Here is a 16,559-nt window from a genome sequence, read left to right on the forward strand (position 1 = left end):
TCAGCCCTTTCCACGCAGCAGCAGCCGGGCCTCGCCGACCGTGATCACCGAACCGGTCACCAGGACGCCCGCGCCGGCATACTCGCCCTCTTCCTCCGCGAGGGTGATCGCCGCGTCCAGCGCCTCGTCGAGCCGGGGCTCTACCACGACCCGCTCCTCGCCGAAGACCTCCACGGCGACGGCGGCCAGCGCGTCGGGGTCCATCGCGCGGTGGGTCGAGTTCGCGGTGACGACGACCTCCGCGAAGATCGGCTCGAACGCCTCCAGCAGGCCGCGCACGTCCTTGTCGCCGCTCGCGCCGACCACGCCGATCAGCCGGGAGAAGCCGAACGCCTCCTGCACGCCCTCGGCCGCCGCCTGGGCGCCCGCCGGGTTGTGCGCGGCGTCCAGCACCACGGTGGGGCTGCGCCGGACGACCTCCAGGCGGCCGGGCGAGGCGACCGACGCGAAGGCCCGCCGGACCGTGTCCACGTCCAGCAGCCGCGCCTGCTGCGCGCCGATGCCGAAGAACGCCTCCACCGCCGCGAGCGCCACCGCCGCGTTGTGCGCCTGGTGCGCCCCGTACAGGGGGAGGAACACCTGCTCGTACTCGCCGCCCAGGCCCCGCAGGGTGAGCAGCTGCCCGCCGACGGCGACCTCGCGGGACACCACGCCGAACTCCATGCCTTCGCGGGCCACGGTGGCGTCGGCCTCGACGGCCTTCTTCAGCAGGACCTGCGCCGCGTCGACCGGCTGCTGCGCCAGGATCACGGTGGCGCCCTGCTTGATGACGCCGCCCTTCTCCTCGGCGATCTCGGCGGGCGTGGAGCCGAGCCGGTCGGTGTGGTCCAGGGAGATGGGCGTGATCACGGAGACGACGCCGTCGATGACGTTGGTGGCGTCCCAGCTGCCGCCCATGCCGACCTCGACCACGGCGGCGTCCACGGGGGCGTCGGCGAAGGCCGCGTAGGCCATGCCGGTGAGGACCTCGAAGAACGACAGCCGGTACTCCTGGGCCGCGTCGACCATCTCCACGTACGGCTTGACGTCGTGGTAGGTCTCGATGAACCTCTCGGCGCTGATCGGGGCGCCGTCGAGGCTGATGCGCTCGGTGATGGACTGCACGTGCGGCGAGGTGTAGCGGCCGGTGCGCAGCTCGAAGGCGCCGAGGAGGGCCTCGATCATGCGGGCCGTGGAGGTCTTGCCGTTGGTGCCCGTGATGTGGATCGACGGGTACGTGCGCTGGGGTTCGCCCAGCACGTCCATGAGCGCGGAGATGCGGGTGACGGAGGGCTCCAGCTTCGTCTCGCCCCAGCGGGTGGCGAGCTCGGCCTCGACCTCCCGCAGCGCCTGGTCCACCGCCGGGTCGGCGGGCCGCGCCGGCACGGGGTCGCCCTGCGGCGGGCCGGCCTGGGCGCGCAGGGTGCGGCTGCCGGCCTCGATGACCGCGAGGTCGGGATCGCTGGAGGTCTCGGCCTCGACGATCTCGTCGAAACCGTCGCCGTGGTCGCCGTCGTCCGGCAGGTCGCTGTGGTCGCTGGTCGGGGGCTGCTCACTCACGCGCCCAGTCTACGGAGCGGCACCGACAACGCCGGGCGCCGCCCCGGGTCCGGGGACGCCGCGGGCCCCGGAACCGTGCGGTTCCGGGGCCCGTGCGGTGCGGTCGGTCAGCTCTGCGGCAGGGTCGCGAGCTGGTTGCCGATGCGGGCGATATCCGCCTCCGCGGCGGCCAGGCGGGTGCGGATCTTGTCGACCACGTGGTCCGGGGCCTTGGCGAGGAACGCCTCGTTGCCGAGCTTGGCCTCGGCCTGGGCCTTCTCCTTCTCGGCCGCCGCGAGGTCCTTCGTGAGGCGCTTGCGCTCCGCCTCCACGTCGATCGTGCCCGACAGGTCGAGGGCGACCGTGGCGCCGGCGACCGGCAGGGACGCGGTGGCGTGGAAGCCCTCCCCTTCCGGCTGGAGGCGCAGCAGCTGGCGGATGGCCGGCTCGTGCGGGGCCAGGGCGGTGCCGTCCAGGTCCAGGCGGGCCGGGACCTTCTGGCCGGGCTGGAGGCCCTGGTCGGAGCGGAAGCGGCGGACCTCGGTGACCACCCGCTGGACCAGCTCGATCTCCTGCTCGGCGGCCTCGTCGCGGAAGCCGCCCGGGGTGTCGGCGCCGGGGACGCGGACGGCGGTCGGCCAGTCGGCGACGACCAGGGACTCCCCGCCGGTGAGGGTGGTCCACAGGGTGTCGGTGACGAACGGGACGACCGGGTGCAGCAGGCGCAGCATCACGTCGAGGACCTCGCCGAGGACCCGGGCGGACACCCGGGCCTGCTCGCCGCCCGCGAAGAAGGTCGTCTTGGAGAGTTCGACGTACCAGTCGAAGACCTCGTCCCACGCGAAGTGGTAGAGGGTCTCGCTGAGCTTGGAGAACTGGAAGTCCTCGTAGTAGGCGTCGACCTCCGCGACCGTCGCGTTGAGGCGGGACAGGATCCACCGGTCGGCGGCGGACATCCGGGAGGCGTCCGGCAGGGGGCCCTCGACGGTGGCGCCGTTCATCAGCGCGAAGCGGGTGGCGTTCCAGATCTTGTTGGCGAAGTTGCGGGACGCCTGGACCCAGTCCTCGCCGATCGGCACGTCGGTGCCCGGGTTGGCGCCGCGGGCCAGGGTGAAGCGCAGGGCGTCGGAGCCGTACTTGTCCATCCAGTCGAGCGGGTCGACGACGTTGCCGAAGGACTTCGACATCTTCTTGCCGCGCTCGTCGCGGACCAGGCCGGTCAGCGCGATCGTCTTGAACGGGACCTCGCCGTCCATGGCGTACAGGCCGAACATCATCATCCGGGCGACCCAGAAGAAGATGATGTCGTGGCCGGTGAGCAGGACGTCGGTCGGGTAGAACTTCCGCAGGTCGGGGGTGTCCTCGGGCCAGCCGAGGGTGGAGAACGGCCACAGGCCGGAGGAGAACCACGTGTCGAGGACGTCGGTCTCCTGCCGCCAGCCCTCGCCCGCGGGCGGCTCCTCGTCGGGGCCGACGCAGACGACCTCGCCGTCCGGGCCGTACCAGACGGGGATGCGGTGGCCCCACCACAGCTGGCGCGAGATGCACCAGTCGTGCATGTTGTCCACCCAGTCGAAGTAGCGCTTCGACAGGTCCTCGGGGTGGATGGCGACGCGGCCGTCGCGGACGGCGTCGCCCGCGGCCTTGGCGAGCGGCTCCACCTTGACCCACCACTGGAGGGACAGGCGCGGCTCGATGGTGGTCCCGCAGCGGGAGCAGTGGCCGACGGAGTGGACGTACGGGCGCTTCTCGGCGACGATCCGGCCCTGCGAGCGCAGGGCGGTGACGACGGCGTCGCGCGCCTCGAAGCGGTCGAGTCCCTGGAACGGGCCGTGGACGGTGATGACCCCGCGCTCGTCCATGATCGTCATGGACTCCAGGCCGTGGCGCTGGCCGATCGCGAAGTCGTTCGGGTCGTGCGCGGGGGTCACCTTGACGGCGCCGGTGCCGAACTCCGGGTCGACGTGGGTGTCCGCGACGACCGGGATCGTACGGTCCGTCAGCGGCAGCTTGATGTGCGTGCCGACCAGGTGCTTGTAGCGCTCGTCGTCGGGGTGGACGGCGACGGCGGTGTCACCGAGCATCGTCTCGGCGCGGGTGGTGGCGACGACCAGGGAGTCCTCGCCCTCGCCGTACCGGATGGAGACGAGCTCGCCGTCGTCCTCCTGGTACTCCACCTCGATGTCGGAGATGGCGGTGAGGCAGCGGGGGCACCAGTTGATGATGCGCTCGGCGCGGTAGATCAGCTCGTCGTCGTAGAGCCGCTTGAAGATGGTCTGGACGGCGCGGGACAGGCCCTCGTCCATGGTGAAGCGCTCACGGCTCCAGTCGACGCCGTCGCCGAGGCGGCGCATCTGGCCGAGGATCCGGCCGCCGTACTCCTCCTTCCACTGCCACACGCGGCGGACGAACTCGTCGCGGCCCAGGTCCTGGCGGGACTTGCCCTCCTCGGCGAGCTGCTGCTCGACCTTGTTCTGGGTGGCGATGCCGGCGTGGTCCATGCCGGGCAGCCACAGCGCCTCGAAGCCCTGCATCCGCTTGCGGCGGGTGAGGGCGTCCATGAGGGTGTGCTGGAAGGCGTGGCCCAGGTGGAGGCTGCCGGTGACGTTCGGCGGCGGGATGACGATGGTGTAGGCCGGCTTGGAACCGGTGGCGTCGGCCGTGAAGTAACCGCGCTCTACCCAGCGCTCGTACAGCGGCACCTCCACCTCGGCCGGCGCGTACTGGGTCGGCAGTTCGGGGACGGATGCTGGCTGCTGCTGAGTGTTCTCGGTCACGGGCCCAGTTTAGGGGTGTCACAGGCACGTACTGAAACGGGAATGTTCCGTGACGGTGCGGCCCCCGGCGTCCTCCCGGATCGCCGCTTCGGCCACTATGTGGGCAGCGCACAACGATCTGGAGGGGGAACTTCTCGATGAGCTACCACCAGCCGGGCCCGTACGGCGGCCAGCCGCAGCAGCCCGGTCCGTACGGCCAGCCGGGACCGCAGGGCCAGCCGGGGCCGTACGGCCCGCCGCCGCAGGCGCCTCCGCCCGGCTACGGCTATCCGCAGCAGCAGCCGCAGCCGCAGCCGGGTTACGGCTACCCGCAGCAGCAGCCGGGCCAGCCGAACCCGTACGCCCAGGCGCCTCAGCCGCCGTACGGGCAGCCGCAGCAGCCGCACCCGTACGGCGGTGCGCCCGGCGGCTACCCGGGCGCACCGGCCCCGCAGGCCCCGAAGAAGAAGACGGGCCTGATCATCGGGGTCGCCGCCGCGGTGGCGGCGGTGGCGGTCGGCGCGTACTTCGTGTTCGGTCCCGGTCTGGGCGGCGGGCTGGAGGACGACGGCCCGCACAAGCTGGCGACTCCGCAGCAGGTCCTCGGGGAGTACGAGCGCCGGTCCAAGGAGGGGGCGACCGACGGCGAACTGGAGGCGGACGCCGCCAAGCACGGGGTGCAGGGCGCCAAGTCCGTGCGGGGGACGTACTCCACGCTGGACCCGTCGAAGATCGACCCGACGAAGGTCGACCCGAACAACCCCGCGGCCTCACCGGAGCTGCTGGCCGCCAAGTCGCTCACCCTGATGGGCGTCTACGGCACGATCGCGGACCCGGAGAAGACCCTCGACGGCTTCTTCGCCGAGATCAACGAGAAGTCGCAGAAGGAGGGCGAGGACGAGGACTTCAAGCTCGTCGGCTCCCCGGAGGAGGTCTCCCCTGACGACTTCAACGGGATCATGAAGTGCCAGGCCGCGACGGGCGAGAACGCGATCACGAAGCAGCAGCAGAGCAGCTGGATCTGCGCGTGGTCCGACCACAGCACCTTCGCCTGGGTGATCCCGAGCCAGGCGCAGGGCGTGGGCAAGGAGACTGCGGCGGAGCTGGCCGCCGGCATGCGCAAGGAGGTCCGCGTCAAGGCGTGACCCGTGCATGCGGCAGGGGCGCCCGTCCGGTTCCGCAACCGGGCGGGCGCCCCTGTCCGTGACAGCGGGTCAGGCCGACTTCTCGTGGCGGCCCGGGCCCTGGTCCTTGACCACGCGGGGCACCAGGGTCGGGTTGACGTTGTTGTGGACGACGTCCTCGGTGATGACGACGCGGGCCACGTCCTTGCGGGACGGCACCTCGTACATCACGGACATCAGGACCTCTTCCATGATGGCGCGCAGGCCGCGGGCGCCGGTGCCGCGCAGGATCGCCTGGTCGGCGATGGCCTCCAGCGCCGGGCGGTCGAAGTCCAGCTCCACGCCGTCGAGTTCGAAGAGCCGCTGGTACTGCTTCACCAGGGCGTTGCGGGGCTCGACGAGGATCTTCAGCAGGGCCTCGCGGTCGAGGTTGTGGACCGAGGTGATGACGGGGAGGCGGCCGATGAACTCGGGGATCATCCCGAACTTCACCAGGTCCTCCGGCATGACCTCCTGGAACTGGTCGCGTGCCTCGATCTCCCGCTTGGAGCGGATCGTGGCGCCGAAGCCGATGCCCTTGGCGCCGGCCCGGGACTCGATGATCTTCTCCAGTCCGGCGAAGGCACCACCCACGATGAACAGGACGTTCGTCGTGTCGATCTGGATGAACTCCTGGTGGGGGTGCTTGCGTCCGCCCTGGGGCGGGACCGACGCCGTGGTGCCTTCGAGGATCTTCAGCAGGGCCTGCTGGACGCCCTCGCCGGACACGTCACGGGTGATCGACGGGTTCTCGCTCTTCCGGGCGACCTTGTCGATCTCGTCGATGTAGATGATGCCCGTCTCGGCCTTCTTGACGTCGTAGTCCGCGGCCTGGATGAGCTTCAGCAGGATGTTCTCGACGTCCTCGCCGACGTAGCCGGCCTCGGTGAGCGCCGTCGCGTCGGCGATGGCGAAGGGGACGTTGAGCATCCGGGCCAGGGTCTGCGCCAGGAGGGTCTTGCCGGAGCCCGTGGGTCCCAGCAGCAGGATGTTGGACTTGGCGAGTTCGATCGCGTCGTCCCGGCCCTGCGCGCCGCCGTTCTCGCCGGCCTGGACCCGCTTGTAGTGGTTGTACACCGCGACGGAGAGGGCCTTCTTCGCCGGCTCCTGGCCGACGACGTAGCCCTCCAGGAACTCGTAGATCTCGCGGGGCTTGGGGAGTTCCTCCCACCGCACCTCGCTCGTCTCCGCGAGCTCCTCCTCGATGATCTCGTTGCAGAGGTCGATGCACTCGTCGCAGATGTACACACCGGGGCCCGCGATGAGCTTCTTCACCTGCTTCTGGCTCTTGCCGCAGAACGAGCACTTGAGCAGGTCGCCGCCATCACCGATGCGTGCCACGAGGTGCTTCCCCTTCGCCTGGGAGCGGCTTGTCCGCAGCCGACTCCTGGTGCCTCATATCCGACGGTACCTTGCCGGGCCCACTGTTCGGGCCCCCCTTGGCGCGGTTCACATCGGCGGGCGGTCTCATCCGCCGCGCCCGTGCGCCGCGCCAAGGGAAGGTGGAGTGTCAGGCCGCAGCGGCTGCCGTGCTCTTGCGGGTGGTGACGATCTGGTCGACCAGGCCGTACGCCAGGGCGTCCTCGGCCGTGAGGATCTTGTCGCGCTCGATGTCGTCGCGGATCTTCTCGATGGGCTGGTTGGAGTGCTTCGCCAGCATCTCCTCGATCTGCGTGCGCATGCGCAGGATCTCGTTGGCCGCGATCTCCAGGTCGGAGAGCTGCTCGCGGCCGGTGCCGCCGGAGGGCTGGTGGATGAGCACGCGGGCGTTCGGCAGCGCCATGCGCTTGCCCGGCGTGCCGGCGGCCAGCAGCACGGCGGCGGCGGACGCGGCCTGGCCCATGCAGACCGTCTGGATGTCCGGCTTCACGAACTGCATGGTGTCGTAGATGGCCGTCAGGGCCGTCATCGAGCCGCCGGGGCTGTTGATGTAGATCGAGATGTCCCGGTCGGGGTCCATGGACTCCAGGCACAGCAGCTGCGCCATGACGTCGTTGGCGGAGGCGTCGTCGATCTGCACACCGAGGAAGATCACGCGCTCCTCGAAGAGCTTCGCGTACGGGTCGTACTCGCGCACGCCCTGGGAGGTGCGCTCGACGAAGCGGGGGACGACGTACCGGTTGTCCACCTGCGGGCCGGTGTAGAGGCCGCTCGCGGAGAAGTTGCTCATGGGGTGTTCACCATCCTGGTGGCTTCGCCTGGGGGCGTTCTGCTGGTGGGGCGGGGCGTGTCTTTCGGTGTCGGCCGGCTCAGGCGCCGGTGCCGCCACCGCCCGGGACGCCCGAGGCGGCGGAGATGATCTCGTCGATGAGGCCGTAGTCCTTGGCCTCCTCCGCGGTGAACCAGCGGTCGCGGTCGCCGTCGCGGATGATCGTCTCCATGGACTGGCCGGAGTGGCGCGCGGTGATCTCGGCCATCCGCTTCTTCGTGCGGAGCAGGTACTCGGCCTGGATCTTGATGTCGGAGGCGGTGCCGCCGATGCCGGCGGAGCCCTGGTGCATGAGGATGTCGGTGTTCGGCAGGGCGAAGCGCTTGCCGGCGGTGCCGCCGGTGAGCAGGAACTGCCCCATGGAGGCCGCCATGCCCATGCCGATCGTCACGACGTCGTTCGGGATGTACTGCATGGTGTCGTAGATCGCCATGCCGGCCGTCACCGAGCCGCCGGGGCTGTTGATGTACAGGTAGATGTCCTTGTCCGGGTCGGCGGCAAGGAGCAGCATCTGCGCGGTGATCTTGTTGGCGATGTCATCGTCCACCTGCTGGCCGAGGAAGATGATGCGCTCGCCGAGCAGCCGGTTGTACACATGGTCGCCGAGGCCACCACCGATGGACGGCTCACCGGCGGCGTAAGGCATCAGATTCGTCACGTATCCACCTGCTCGTCTCTTGACGGCTGACGGCCGTCTCAGTGTGTTGCGTACCGGGGGCGGGTACTCCCCTGCCCTCGTATTCATGGACCCTAACGCGCAGGTGGGCGGGCGCCATCCCGCTTCCCGAGCTGTTCGCTGGGAGCGCAAGGTAGTTGGCCCGGGTCGCGGCGGGGGCAGGGGCGCGCCGCGGCCGTGCGGGACGCCGGGCGCGGCCCTGGCGCCCGGACGCGGCGGGCCCCGGGCGCACGGATGCGCCCGGGGCCCGCCGGTACGAGGTCAGTGCGAGGCTCAGGCCTCGTTCTTGTCCTCGGCCTTCTCCTCGGCGTCGGCGGAGGCCTCGGCGGCCTCCTCGTCGTCCTCGTCGTCCAGGACGACCGGCTCGCCGTTGGTGTCGACGACCTTGGCGGCCTCGACGACCAGGGCCAGGGCCTTGCCGCGGGCGACCTCGCCGACGAGCATCGGGACCTGGTTGCCCTGGACGACGGCCTGGGCGAACTGGTCGGGGCTCATGCCGGAGGAGGCGGCGCGGCGCATGAGGTGCTCGGTGAGCTCCTCCTGGTTGACGTTGACCTTCTCCGTGGAGACCAGCTCGTCCAGGATGAACTGGGTCTTGATGCCCTTGACCGCGGCCTCGCGGGTCTCGGCGTCGAACTCCTCGGCGGTCTTGCCCTGGAGCTCCAGGTACTTGTCCAGCGTGAGGCCCATCTGGCCGAGCTGGTGGTGCTCCAGGTTGTGCTTGCGGGTGTTGACCTCGTCCTCGAGCAGCTTCTCGGGGATCGGGACCTCGACCAGCTTCAGCAGCTCGTCCAGGACGCGCTCCTGGGCCTGGGTGGCCTGGTCGTACTGCTTCATGTTCTCGAGGCGCTTGCGGCTGTCGGCCTTCAGCTCGTCGAGCGTGTCGAACTCGCTCGCCATCTGGGCGAACTCGTCGTCCAGCTCGGGGAGCTCGCGGGCGGCGACCTGGGTGACCTTCACGGACACCTCGGCCTCCTTGCCCTCGGCGGAGCCGCCCTTGAGGGTGGAGGTGAAGGTGGCCTCGCCGCCGGCCTCCAGGCCGGTCACGGCCTCGTCGATGCCGTCGAGGAGCTCGCCGGAGCCGATCGTGTACTGCACGCCGCTGGCGACGCCGTCCGGGAGGACCTCGCCGTCGACCTTGGCCTCCAGGTCGAGGGTGACGACGTCGCCCTCGGCGGCGGCGCGCTCGACCGGGGAGGTGGACGCGAAGCGCTCGCGCAGCTGCTCCACGGACTTCTCGACGTCCTCGTCGGTGACCTCGACGGCGTCGACGGTGATGTCGATGCCGGAGTAGTCCGGGATCTCGATGGCCGGGCGGATGTCCACCTCGGCGGTGAAGGCGAGGACCTCGCCGTCCTTCAGCTCGGTGATGTCGACCTCGGGCTGGCCCAGCGGGTTGACCTCGGCCTCGTTGACCGCCTCGGTGTAGAGCTTCGGCAGGGCGTCGTTGACGGCCTCCTCCAGCACCGCACCGCGGCCGAAGCGCTGGTCGATGACGCGCGCGGGGACCTTGCCCTTGCGGAAGCCCTTGACCGTGACCTGCTGGTTGATCTTCTTGTACGCCGCGTCGAGGCTGTCCTTGAGCTCCTCGAAGGGCACCTCGACAGTGAGCCGAACCCGGGTCGGGTTCAGGGTCTCCACGGCGCTCTTCACGGTTCGGTCTCCTTGGTGGCTGATTCTGGCTTTCAGCTGGGGCTCGGTGGTTGGGCGGCCCCATCGGGAACGGCCCGGTCACGAGACACACGGGCACGTAGCTTGCATAGTAACCGCAAGGAGTACGCGCCCCACAACGCGACCTTGATCAGCGGGAGCGCCGGAGCCGGGCCCCTTCGCGGGCGCGCGGGAGGCGTTCCCCGCGGGCAACCGGGGTGGCCCCTACGCGCGGCCCGCCGTCATGGGGAAGGCGCACCTCGCGGACGGGCGCCGCGGGGGCGGCTCGGTTCACAGGGGCCCGCGGAACGGCAGGCCAGGGGCCGCAGGGCGCGTACGCGGACGGGCGGCGCAGGGCCGGGGGGGGCCGGCGAGGCGCACGGCGGCCCGGCGTGGTCGGGGTGGCGGGATTTGAACCCACGGCCTTCCGCTCCCAAAGCGGACGCGCTACCAAGCTGCGCCACACCCCGTCTGGTGCGACACGTAGGGTACATGGCCGCGGGCACTGCGTCGGCCCTTTAAGGGGTGTGCGACCAGCGGGCGGGACCCGCTACGATGCTGTTCGTGCCGCACCGGTCGCCAGCGCGTGACGGGTGGGGTGCCGCTTGCGGGCGTAGCTCAATGGTAGAGCCCTAGTCTTCCAAACTAGCTACGCGGGTTCGATTCCCGTCGCCCGCTCCACTGCACCAGGGCCAGGCCCGAGGATGATCCTCCGGCCTGGCCCTGGTGCTTTCCGGGGCTCGCGCGGCTGGTCGGCGCAGGCGAGTGCGCGCGGATCACCGCGCTCCTCAAGAGGTGCCGGGCGCAGCAGCGCCGGCGGTATGCCCCACGGGCGCGCCGGCGAGTCGGAGAATGCGGGCCCCGGGGCACAGGGCGTCCGGGCCGCTTCTGGAGGCTGCCCGCGGGTGTCCATGCCGTCCTTTGCGCCGGGCCCCGTACGACCTGCTGGCCCGCCCGGCTGCCTGTGCCGCCGGGCGGGCCCGAGGCGCTCCTCAGAAGCTGATCTTGCTGATCGAGGCGGTTATCTCGCTCAGGACGTTGTTGATGGTCGGCCCGAGTCCGGACGACGCGAGGAAGAATCCGAGGAGCGCGGCGACGAACGCCGGCCCCGTCTTGATGGAGCCGCTGCGGATCATCATCACCAGGACGATCGCCAACAGCAGCACCACGGACAGCGAAATGACCACGACGCTCACCCCTCGGTCGGCCCTTACGGACACCGGGGGCACACGGCCCGGCACCCCCCGCTCGGCGTCCATCGTGCCATCAACCTGCCCGCCTGCGCTGCCCCGTGACACCTCGCCGGCGGGCCGCGCCAGGGCGGGTGCCCGCCGGGCGGCGGCGGGCGGCCGGAGCGGTGCCCGCCGGGCGGCGGCGGGCCGCCAGGGCGGTGTCCGCCGGTGGGAGGTTTCTCGGAGGAATACGCGGAATTCGTTGCAGGGCCGCTGCGGGTCGTTCACGGAACATACGCAGGGACGCGAGGCTGTGGCCACCGTCCTACGGAGAGTGTCGGCGATATGCGGCTTTTGATACGCACTTATCGCGGCATTTCGGGCTCCCCGTGGAGGGTGTGAGGGCGAACTCCCGGAACTCTCCGGGGCTGCGGGCGTGGTTAGTGTGCGGTGAATGCCCCACCCACCCCACGAAAAGCAGAAACACCGGAACGCCTTCTTCGACAACGCCAAATACCTGGCGATCGTGCTGGTCGCCGTGGCGCACGCGTGGGAGCCGGTCATGGAGGGCAGCCGCACCACCCGCGCGCTGTACATGGTCGTCTACACCTTCCACATGCCGGCCTTCGTGATCATCTCCGGGTACTTCTCCCGGGGCTTCGCCGGGCGGCCGGAACAGATGAGACGGCTGGTGAGCGGGGTCGTCGTCCCGTACGTGGTGTTCGAGGCGGCGTACTCGCTGCTCCGCCGCTGGGCCGGGGGCGAGCCGGAGCACCCCCTGTCGCTCACCGACCCCTTCTACCTGACGTGGTTCCTGGCAGCCCTGTTCGTCTGGCGGCTGACCGTGCCGCTGTGGCGGGCGCTGCGCCATCCGCTGCCGGTGGCGGTGGCCGTCGCGGCCGCCGCCTCCTGCACGCCCGGGATCGGCGCCGACCTGGACCTCCCGCGGGTGCTCCAGTTCCTGCCGTTCTTCGTGCTGGGGCTGGTGCTGCGGGAGGAGCACTTCCTGCTGCTGCGGCGGCCCGCGGTGCGCGCGGCGGCCGTGCCGGTGGCGGTGGGCGCGGTGGCCGCGGCCTACGTCCTGGCGCCGGAGCTGCGGCTCGGCTGGTTCTTCCGCAATGCGGCCGCGCAGGAGTCGGCCGCACCGTGGTGGTCGGGCCCGGTGATGACGGCGGCCCTGGGCGCGTGCGCGCTGGTGCTCGCGGCGGCGTTCCTCGCGTGGGTGCCAGGGCGCCGGATGTGGTGCACGGCCCTGGGGGCGGGCAGCGTGTGCGGCTACCTGCTGCACGGCTTCCCCCTGAAGGCACTGGAGTACGGGGGCGTGGTGGAGGCGTATCCGGTACTGGCCTCGCCCGCCGGGCGGATCGGCCTGACGGCGGCCGCCGCGGTGGTGGTGACGCTGCTGTGCACCGGGCCGGTGCGGCGGGCGCTGCGCTGCGTGACGGAGCCGCACCTGGCGTGGGCGTTCCGCCCGGCGCCGCCCCCGGCCGCGCCCGGACCCCGGCCCGCGGAGCCGGCCGGCGGCGAGCGGTCCGCCGGGGCGGGCCGGGAGCCCGTCGCCGTCAGCCGGCCGTGAGGCCCAGCAGCTGCCGCATGTGCGCGTACTTCGCGGTCAGCCGGGCGCGGACCGCCTCGTCCAGGACGGCGAGGCGGTCCGGGTCGGCGTTGTGGGCGAGGTCGGCCTCCTTGACGAGGAGGGCCCCCGGAACGGCCAGGATGCGGGCGGCGTAGTCCGCGGGCGCCTCACCGGGCCGCTTGGTCAGCGCGAGGACCATGTCCTTGACCTGCGGGGCCAGCGGGGCGTCGGCGAGCCACCGCGGGGACAGGGCGCCGTCCTCGACGGCGTCGTGCAGCCAGGCGGCGGCGATCTGCTCGTCGCTGCCGCCGCGGGCGCGCACGCCGTCGGCGACGGCCTGGAGGTGCTCGGCGTAGGGGCGGCCCGCCTTGTCGGTCTGGCCGTCGTGGGCGCGGCGGGCCAGGGCTTCGACCTGGTCGGGCGTGAGGTGCGGCTGCGGCATGCGGCGACTGTACGCCGGGGGCGGCGCCGCGCCGCCCGGAGGTGCGGGCGGGCCGGAGGTACGGGCGGGCCGGTGCGGCGGATCAGGAGGTGCGGGAGATGAGCAGCAGGGCCCGGTCGTCGTTGACGTCCTTGGCGCACGCCTCGATCAGGTGCCACGCCGCGCCCTGGAAGCCGGCGGTGACGTAGCGGTCGGCCTCGCCGGTGAGGCGGTCGACGCCCTCGGCGATGTCCCGGTCGGCGGCTTCCACGAGGCCGTCCGTGAACAGCATGAGGACGTCGCCGGGGCGCAGGGTGCCCTTCACCGGGTGGAACTCGGCCCCGTCGTACACGCCGAGGAGGGGGCCTTCCGCGGCCTTCTCCTCCCAGCGGCCGCTGCCCGCGTGGAGCTGGAGGGCGGGCAGGTGGCCGGCGGAGAGGAGTTCGTAGTCGCCGGAGTCCAGGTCCAGCACCAGGTGGACGGAGGTCGCGAAGCCCTCGTCCCAGTCCTGGCGGAGCAGGTAGCCGTTGGCGGCGGGCAGGAAGTCGTGCGGCGGCAGGGAGCCGAGGAGGCCGCCGAACGCACCGGACAGGAGGAGGGCTCGGGAGCCGGCGTCCATGCCCTTGCCGGACACGTCGGTGAGGACGACCTCAAGGGTGCGGCCCCCGTGGGTGCGGGCGGCCACGACGAAGTCGCCGGAGAAGGACTGGCCGCCCGCGGGGCGCAGGGCCATCTCGCGGTGCCAGCCCTTGGGGAGCGGGGGCAGGGCGCTCTGGGCGCGGATGCGTTCGCGTAGGTCGAAGAGCATGGTGCCGCCGCGCCGCCAGGGCACGCCGACGCGGGCGCGGAACTGCGCTATCAGCAGCCCGAAGAGCCCGCAGGCGGCGACCACGAGGACCGTGCCGGGGGTCACGCGGGCGAAGCCCTCGGTGTACGGGCCGAGCACCGCGGACTCGATGATGAGGGCGGCGGCCGCCGCCGCGTACAGGCCGAGCAGGCTCGCGGGCCGCAGCAGCAGGCCGCCGGCCACGATGGGCAGGACGAGCGCTTCGGGCGCGAACCACACCGGGGCGGCGAGCGTGGCCAGCATCAGCGCCGGGATGGTCAGGAAGAGGGCGGCCAGCGCGATCCAGTCGGAGCCGTCGCCGCGGAAGTAGTCGACGGCGGATTTGCGCAGGCCGACGCGGGCCCGGTGGACCGCCTTGCGGTACCGGGCCAGGTACGCGTCCACTCGTCGTGCGCTACGGGCCATCGGGACGTGACCCTATCCATCCGGCGGGGCCGTGTGCAGGCGACCCCCGTGTGCAGGTGTGCGAAAACGGTTCGCCCGGGCCGGACGGTGACTGGTACGCATGGCATATGACTACCGAGTTGCGGGTCCTGCGTGCGTCCGAGTGGGATGCCTGGTACGGGCAGTTGGAGCTGGCGTTCGGCGGGGTCCCGGAGGCCCCCGAGGAGCAGGAGCTGTGGCGGGCGCTGACCGAGCCCGCGCGGTCGCTCGGCGCCTGGGACGGGGACCTGTGCGTGGGGACGGCGGGGGCGTTCTCGTTCCGGGTGGCGGTGCCGGGCGGCGCGGTGGTGCCGGCGGCCGGGGTGACGATGGTGGGGGTGGCGCCGACGCACCGCAGGCGGGGGATCCTCACCTCGATGATGCGGCGGCAGTTGGACGACGTGCGTGCCCTGGGTGAGCCGCTGGCGCTGCTGACGGCGTCGGAACCGGATATCTACGGGCGGTTCGGTTACGGTCTGGGCGCGCTGCGGATGCGGGCGGAGATCGACACGAGCCGGGTGCGGCTGTCCGTACCCGAGGGGACGGATGGCGTACGGCTGCGGCTCGCGTCCCCGGCGGAGGCGTCCGGGGCGTGCGAGGCGGTCTACGCGCGCCTGGTGCCGGGCCGGCCGGGGATGCTGGAGCGCCGGCCGGGCTGGGAGCGGCTGCCGCTGCTGGACCCGCCGTCCGAGCGGGCGGGGGCGTCGCCGCTGACGTGCGTGCTGGCGGAGCGGGGCGGTGAGGTGGCGGGCTTCGCGCTGTACCGGGTGCGTCCGGAGTTCGACGCGGCGGGCGCCCGGGGCGCGGTCGTGTTGGAGCACTTGGAGGCGCTCGACCCCGCTGCGTACGCCGCCCTGCTGCGCTACCTGTGCGAGATGGACCTCGTCTCGTCGGTGCGGATGCACAACCGGCCGGTGGACGACGCCTGGCAGCACCTGGTGTCGGACATCCGGCGGTGCCAAGTGGCGCACCGGGACGGGATGTTCGTGCGGCTGGTGGACGTGGGCGGGGCGCTGGAGGCGCGGACCTACCAGGCGCCGGTGGACGTCGTGCTGGACGTGGTCGACGACTTCTGCCCCTGGAACACGGGGCGCTGGCGGCTGACCGGGGACGCCAAGGGCGCGCGGTGCGTGGGCACGAGCGACCCGGCGGAGCTGGCGCTGTCGGTGCGGGAGCTGGGCGCGGCCTACCTGGGCGGGGTGCCGCTGGCGTCCCTCGCGGCGGCCGGGCGGGTGCGGGAGCTGCGGGAGGGCGCGCTGGCGGAGGCGTCGGCAGCCTTCGGCTCGGTGGTGGCGCCGTGGCTGCCGCACGGCTTCTGACGGCCGGTCACCCCGGCTGGCAGGCGGGGCACCAGAAGAGGTTGCGGGCGGCGAGATCGGCGGTGCGGATCTCGCCGCCGCAGATGTGGCAGGCCTGGCGGGCCCGCCGGTAGACATACACCTCGCCGCCGTGGTCGTCCACCCTCGGCGGGCGGCCCATCGCCTCCGGGGTGTGCTCGGGGCGGACCGTGTCGATGCGGTTGAGGCGGACGCCCTCGCGCATGAGGGCGGCCAGGTCCGCCCAGATCGCGGTCCACTGGTCCGGCGCCAGGTCCCGGCCGGGGCGGTACGGGTCGATGCCGTGCCGGAAGAGGACCTCGGCGCGGTAGACGTTGCCGACGCCCGCGACGACCTTCTGGTCCATGAGGAGGGCGGCGATGGTGGTGCGGGAGCGGGAGATGCGGCGCCAGGCGCGTGCGGCCCCCTCCTCGCCGGCGTCGGCGGCGCGCAGCGGGTCCGGGCCGAGCCGGTCGTGGACCGCCTGCTTCTCGGGGTCGGTGACGAGCGCGCAGACCGCGGGGCCGCGCAGGTCGGCGTACGACTCCTCGCCGGCCAGGCGCAGCCGTACGGTGTCCGCCGGCGGGGGCGCGGGGGCGGCGCCGAACGCCGCCTTGCCGAACAGGCCGAGGTGGATGTGCACCCACTCCCCCGTGCCGAAGCCGAGGAAGAGGTGCTTGCCGTGCGCCTCGGTGCGCTCCAGGACGGTGCCGTCGAGGAGGGCGGCGGCGTCGGAGAACTTGCCCTGCGGGCTGGTGACGCGGACGCGGCGGCCGCCGAACCGGTTGCGGTAGTCGGCGGCCAGCCGGTGGATCGTATGCCCTTCGGGCAC

13 protein-coding genes and 2 tRNA genes are annotated in these 16,559 nt (G+C 72.1%); 4 read left to right on the forward strand and 11 right to left on the reverse strand.

From position 1 onward, the window contains the following. On the reverse strand, window positions 1–1,539 hold the full coding sequence (locus L6E17_RS11645) for a folylpolyglutamate synthase/dihydrofolate synthase family protein (protein WP_236240691.1): 1,539 nt from the start codon (window positions 1,537–1,539) through the stop codon (window positions 1–3). A gap of 107 nt (window positions 1,540–1,646) precedes the next feature. Then, window positions 1,647–4,295 carry a valine--tRNA ligase gene (locus L6E17_RS11650; protein ID WP_236240692.1) on the reverse strand — a complete coding sequence of 883 codons (2,649 nt, stop codon included), beginning with the start codon at window positions 4,293–4,295 and terminating at the stop codon, window positions 1,647–1,649. A 137-nt stretch (window positions 4,296–4,432) separates the two neighbouring features. Here L6E17_RS11650 and L6E17_RS11655 point away from each other — a divergent pair, with 137 nt between their 5' ends. After that, window positions 4,433–5,419, forward strand: a complete 987-nt coding sequence (locus L6E17_RS11655) for a hypothetical protein (protein WP_236240693.1) — start codon at window positions 4,433–4,435, stop codon at window positions 5,417–5,419. 69 nt (window positions 5,420–5,488) lie between these two features. Here the strand turns inward: L6E17_RS11655 and clpX are convergent, their stop codons facing one another. From clpX to L6E17_RS11680, 5 genes are all read right to left on the reverse strand, one after another. Next, window positions 5,489–6,778, reverse strand: a complete 1,290-nt coding sequence (clpX, locus tag L6E17_RS11660; protein WP_071265505.1) for an ATP-dependent Clp protease ATP-binding subunit ClpX — start codon at window positions 6,776–6,778, stop codon at window positions 5,489–5,491. A gap of 169 nt (window positions 6,779–6,947) precedes the next feature. Further along, complete coding sequence (locus L6E17_RS11665) at window positions 6,948–7,607, reverse strand: ATP-dependent Clp protease proteolytic subunit (protein WP_071265507.1); 660 nt, start codon at window positions 7,605–7,607, stop codon at window positions 6,948–6,950. Between the two features lie 79 nt (window positions 7,608–7,686). Beyond that, the gene (locus L6E17_RS11670; RefSeq protein ID WP_071265509.1) at window positions 7,687–8,292 is read right to left on the reverse strand and encodes an ATP-dependent Clp protease proteolytic subunit; all 606 of its coding nucleotides are present in this window, start codon (window positions 8,290–8,292) and stop codon (window positions 7,687–7,689) included. A gap of 303 nt (window positions 8,293–8,595) precedes the next feature. Further along, complete coding sequence (tig, locus tag L6E17_RS11675; RefSeq protein ID WP_236240694.1) at window positions 8,596–9,975, reverse strand: trigger factor; 1,380 nt, start codon at window positions 9,973–9,975, stop codon at window positions 8,596–8,598. A 390-nt stretch (window positions 9,976–10,365) separates the two neighbouring features. Continuing rightward, window positions 10,366–10,442 (reverse strand) — tRNA-Pro (locus L6E17_RS11680). Window positions 10,443–10,579: 137 nt separating this feature from the next. Between L6E17_RS11680 and L6E17_RS11685 the strand changes: the two genes are divergently transcribed. Next, window positions 10,580–10,653: transfer RNA gene (locus L6E17_RS11685), tRNA-Gly, on the forward strand. 311 nt (window positions 10,654–10,964) lie between these two features. On the opposite strand, the gene L6E17_RS11690 is transcribed toward L6E17_RS11685, so the two are convergent. Then, the gene (locus L6E17_RS11690) at window positions 10,965–11,159 is read right to left on the reverse strand and encodes a hypothetical protein (RefSeq protein ID WP_236240695.1); all 195 of its coding nucleotides are present in this window, start codon (window positions 11,157–11,159) and stop codon (window positions 10,965–10,967) included. Window positions 11,160–11,598: 439 nt separating this feature from the next. Here L6E17_RS11690 and L6E17_RS11695 point away from each other — a divergent pair, with 439 nt between their 5' ends. Then, window positions 11,599–12,720: an acyltransferase family protein gene (locus L6E17_RS11695; protein WP_236240696.1), complete on the forward strand. Its 1,122-nt coding sequence runs from the start codon at window positions 11,599–11,601 to the stop codon at window positions 12,718–12,720. On the opposite strand, the gene L6E17_RS11700 is transcribed toward L6E17_RS11695, so the two are convergent. Further along, on the reverse strand, window positions 12,707–13,162 hold the full coding sequence (locus tag L6E17_RS11700; RefSeq protein ID WP_236240697.1) for an HD domain-containing protein: 456 nt from the start codon (window positions 13,160–13,162) through the stop codon (window positions 12,707–12,709). The two genes, L6E17_RS11695 and L6E17_RS11700, sit on opposite strands and share 14 nt — an antisense overlap. An 82-nt stretch (window positions 13,163–13,244) precedes the next feature. Beyond that, window positions 13,245–14,393 carry a PP2C family protein-serine/threonine phosphatase gene (locus tag L6E17_RS11705; RefSeq protein WP_236240698.1) on the reverse strand — a complete coding sequence of 383 codons (1,149 nt, stop codon included), beginning with the start codon at window positions 14,391–14,393 and terminating at the stop codon, window positions 13,245–13,247. A gap of 107 nt (window positions 14,394–14,500) precedes the next feature. Between L6E17_RS11705 and L6E17_RS11710 the strand changes: the two genes are divergently transcribed. Continuing rightward, window positions 14,501–15,730, forward strand: coding sequence for a GNAT family N-acetyltransferase (locus L6E17_RS11710; RefSeq protein WP_236240699.1), 1,230 nt, complete (start codon window positions 14,501–14,503; stop codon window positions 15,728–15,730). A gap of 7 nt (window positions 15,731–15,737) precedes the next feature. On the opposite strand, the gene L6E17_RS11715 is transcribed toward L6E17_RS11710, so the two are convergent. Next, window positions 15,738–16,559, reverse strand: coding sequence for an Fpg/Nei family DNA glycosylase (locus L6E17_RS11715; protein ID WP_236240700.1), 822 nt, complete (start codon window positions 16,557–16,559; stop codon window positions 15,738–15,740).

The organism is Streptomyces sp. CC228A (assembly GCF_021390935.1).
Taxonomy (GTDB): Bacteria; Actinomycetota; Actinomycetes; order Streptomycetales; family Streptomycetaceae; genus Streptomyces.

Bases quoted from the DNA above. Each gene is read 5' to 3' on its own strand.
- L6E17_RS11670 (WP_071265509.1), bottom strand. From the start codon at position 8,292: ATGCCTTACGCCGCCGGTGAGCCGTCCATCGGTGGTGGCCTCGGCGAC.
- L6E17_RS11710 (WP_236240699.1), top strand. From the start codon at position 14,501: ATGACTACCGAGTTGCGGGTCCTGCGTGCGTCCGAGTGGGATGCCTGG.
- L6E17_RS11665 (WP_071265507.1), bottom strand. From the start codon at position 7,607: ATGAGCAACTTCTCCGCGAGCGGCCTCTACACCGGCCCGCAGGTGGAC.
- L6E17_RS11705 (WP_236240698.1), bottom strand. From the start codon at position 14,393: ATGGCCCGTAGCGCACGACGAGTGGACGCGTACCTGGCCCGGTACCGC.
- L6E17_RS11700 (WP_236240697.1), bottom strand. From the start codon at position 13,162: ATGCCGCAGCCGCACCTCACGCCCGACCAGGTCGAAGCCCTGGCCCGC.
- L6E17_RS11655 (WP_236240693.1), top strand. From the start codon at position 4,433: ATGAGCTACCACCAGCCGGGCCCGTACGGCGGCCAGCCGCAGCAGCCC.
- L6E17_RS11695 (WP_236240696.1), top strand. From the start codon at position 11,599: ATGCCCCACCCACCCCACGAAAAGCAGAAACACCGGAACGCCTTCTTC.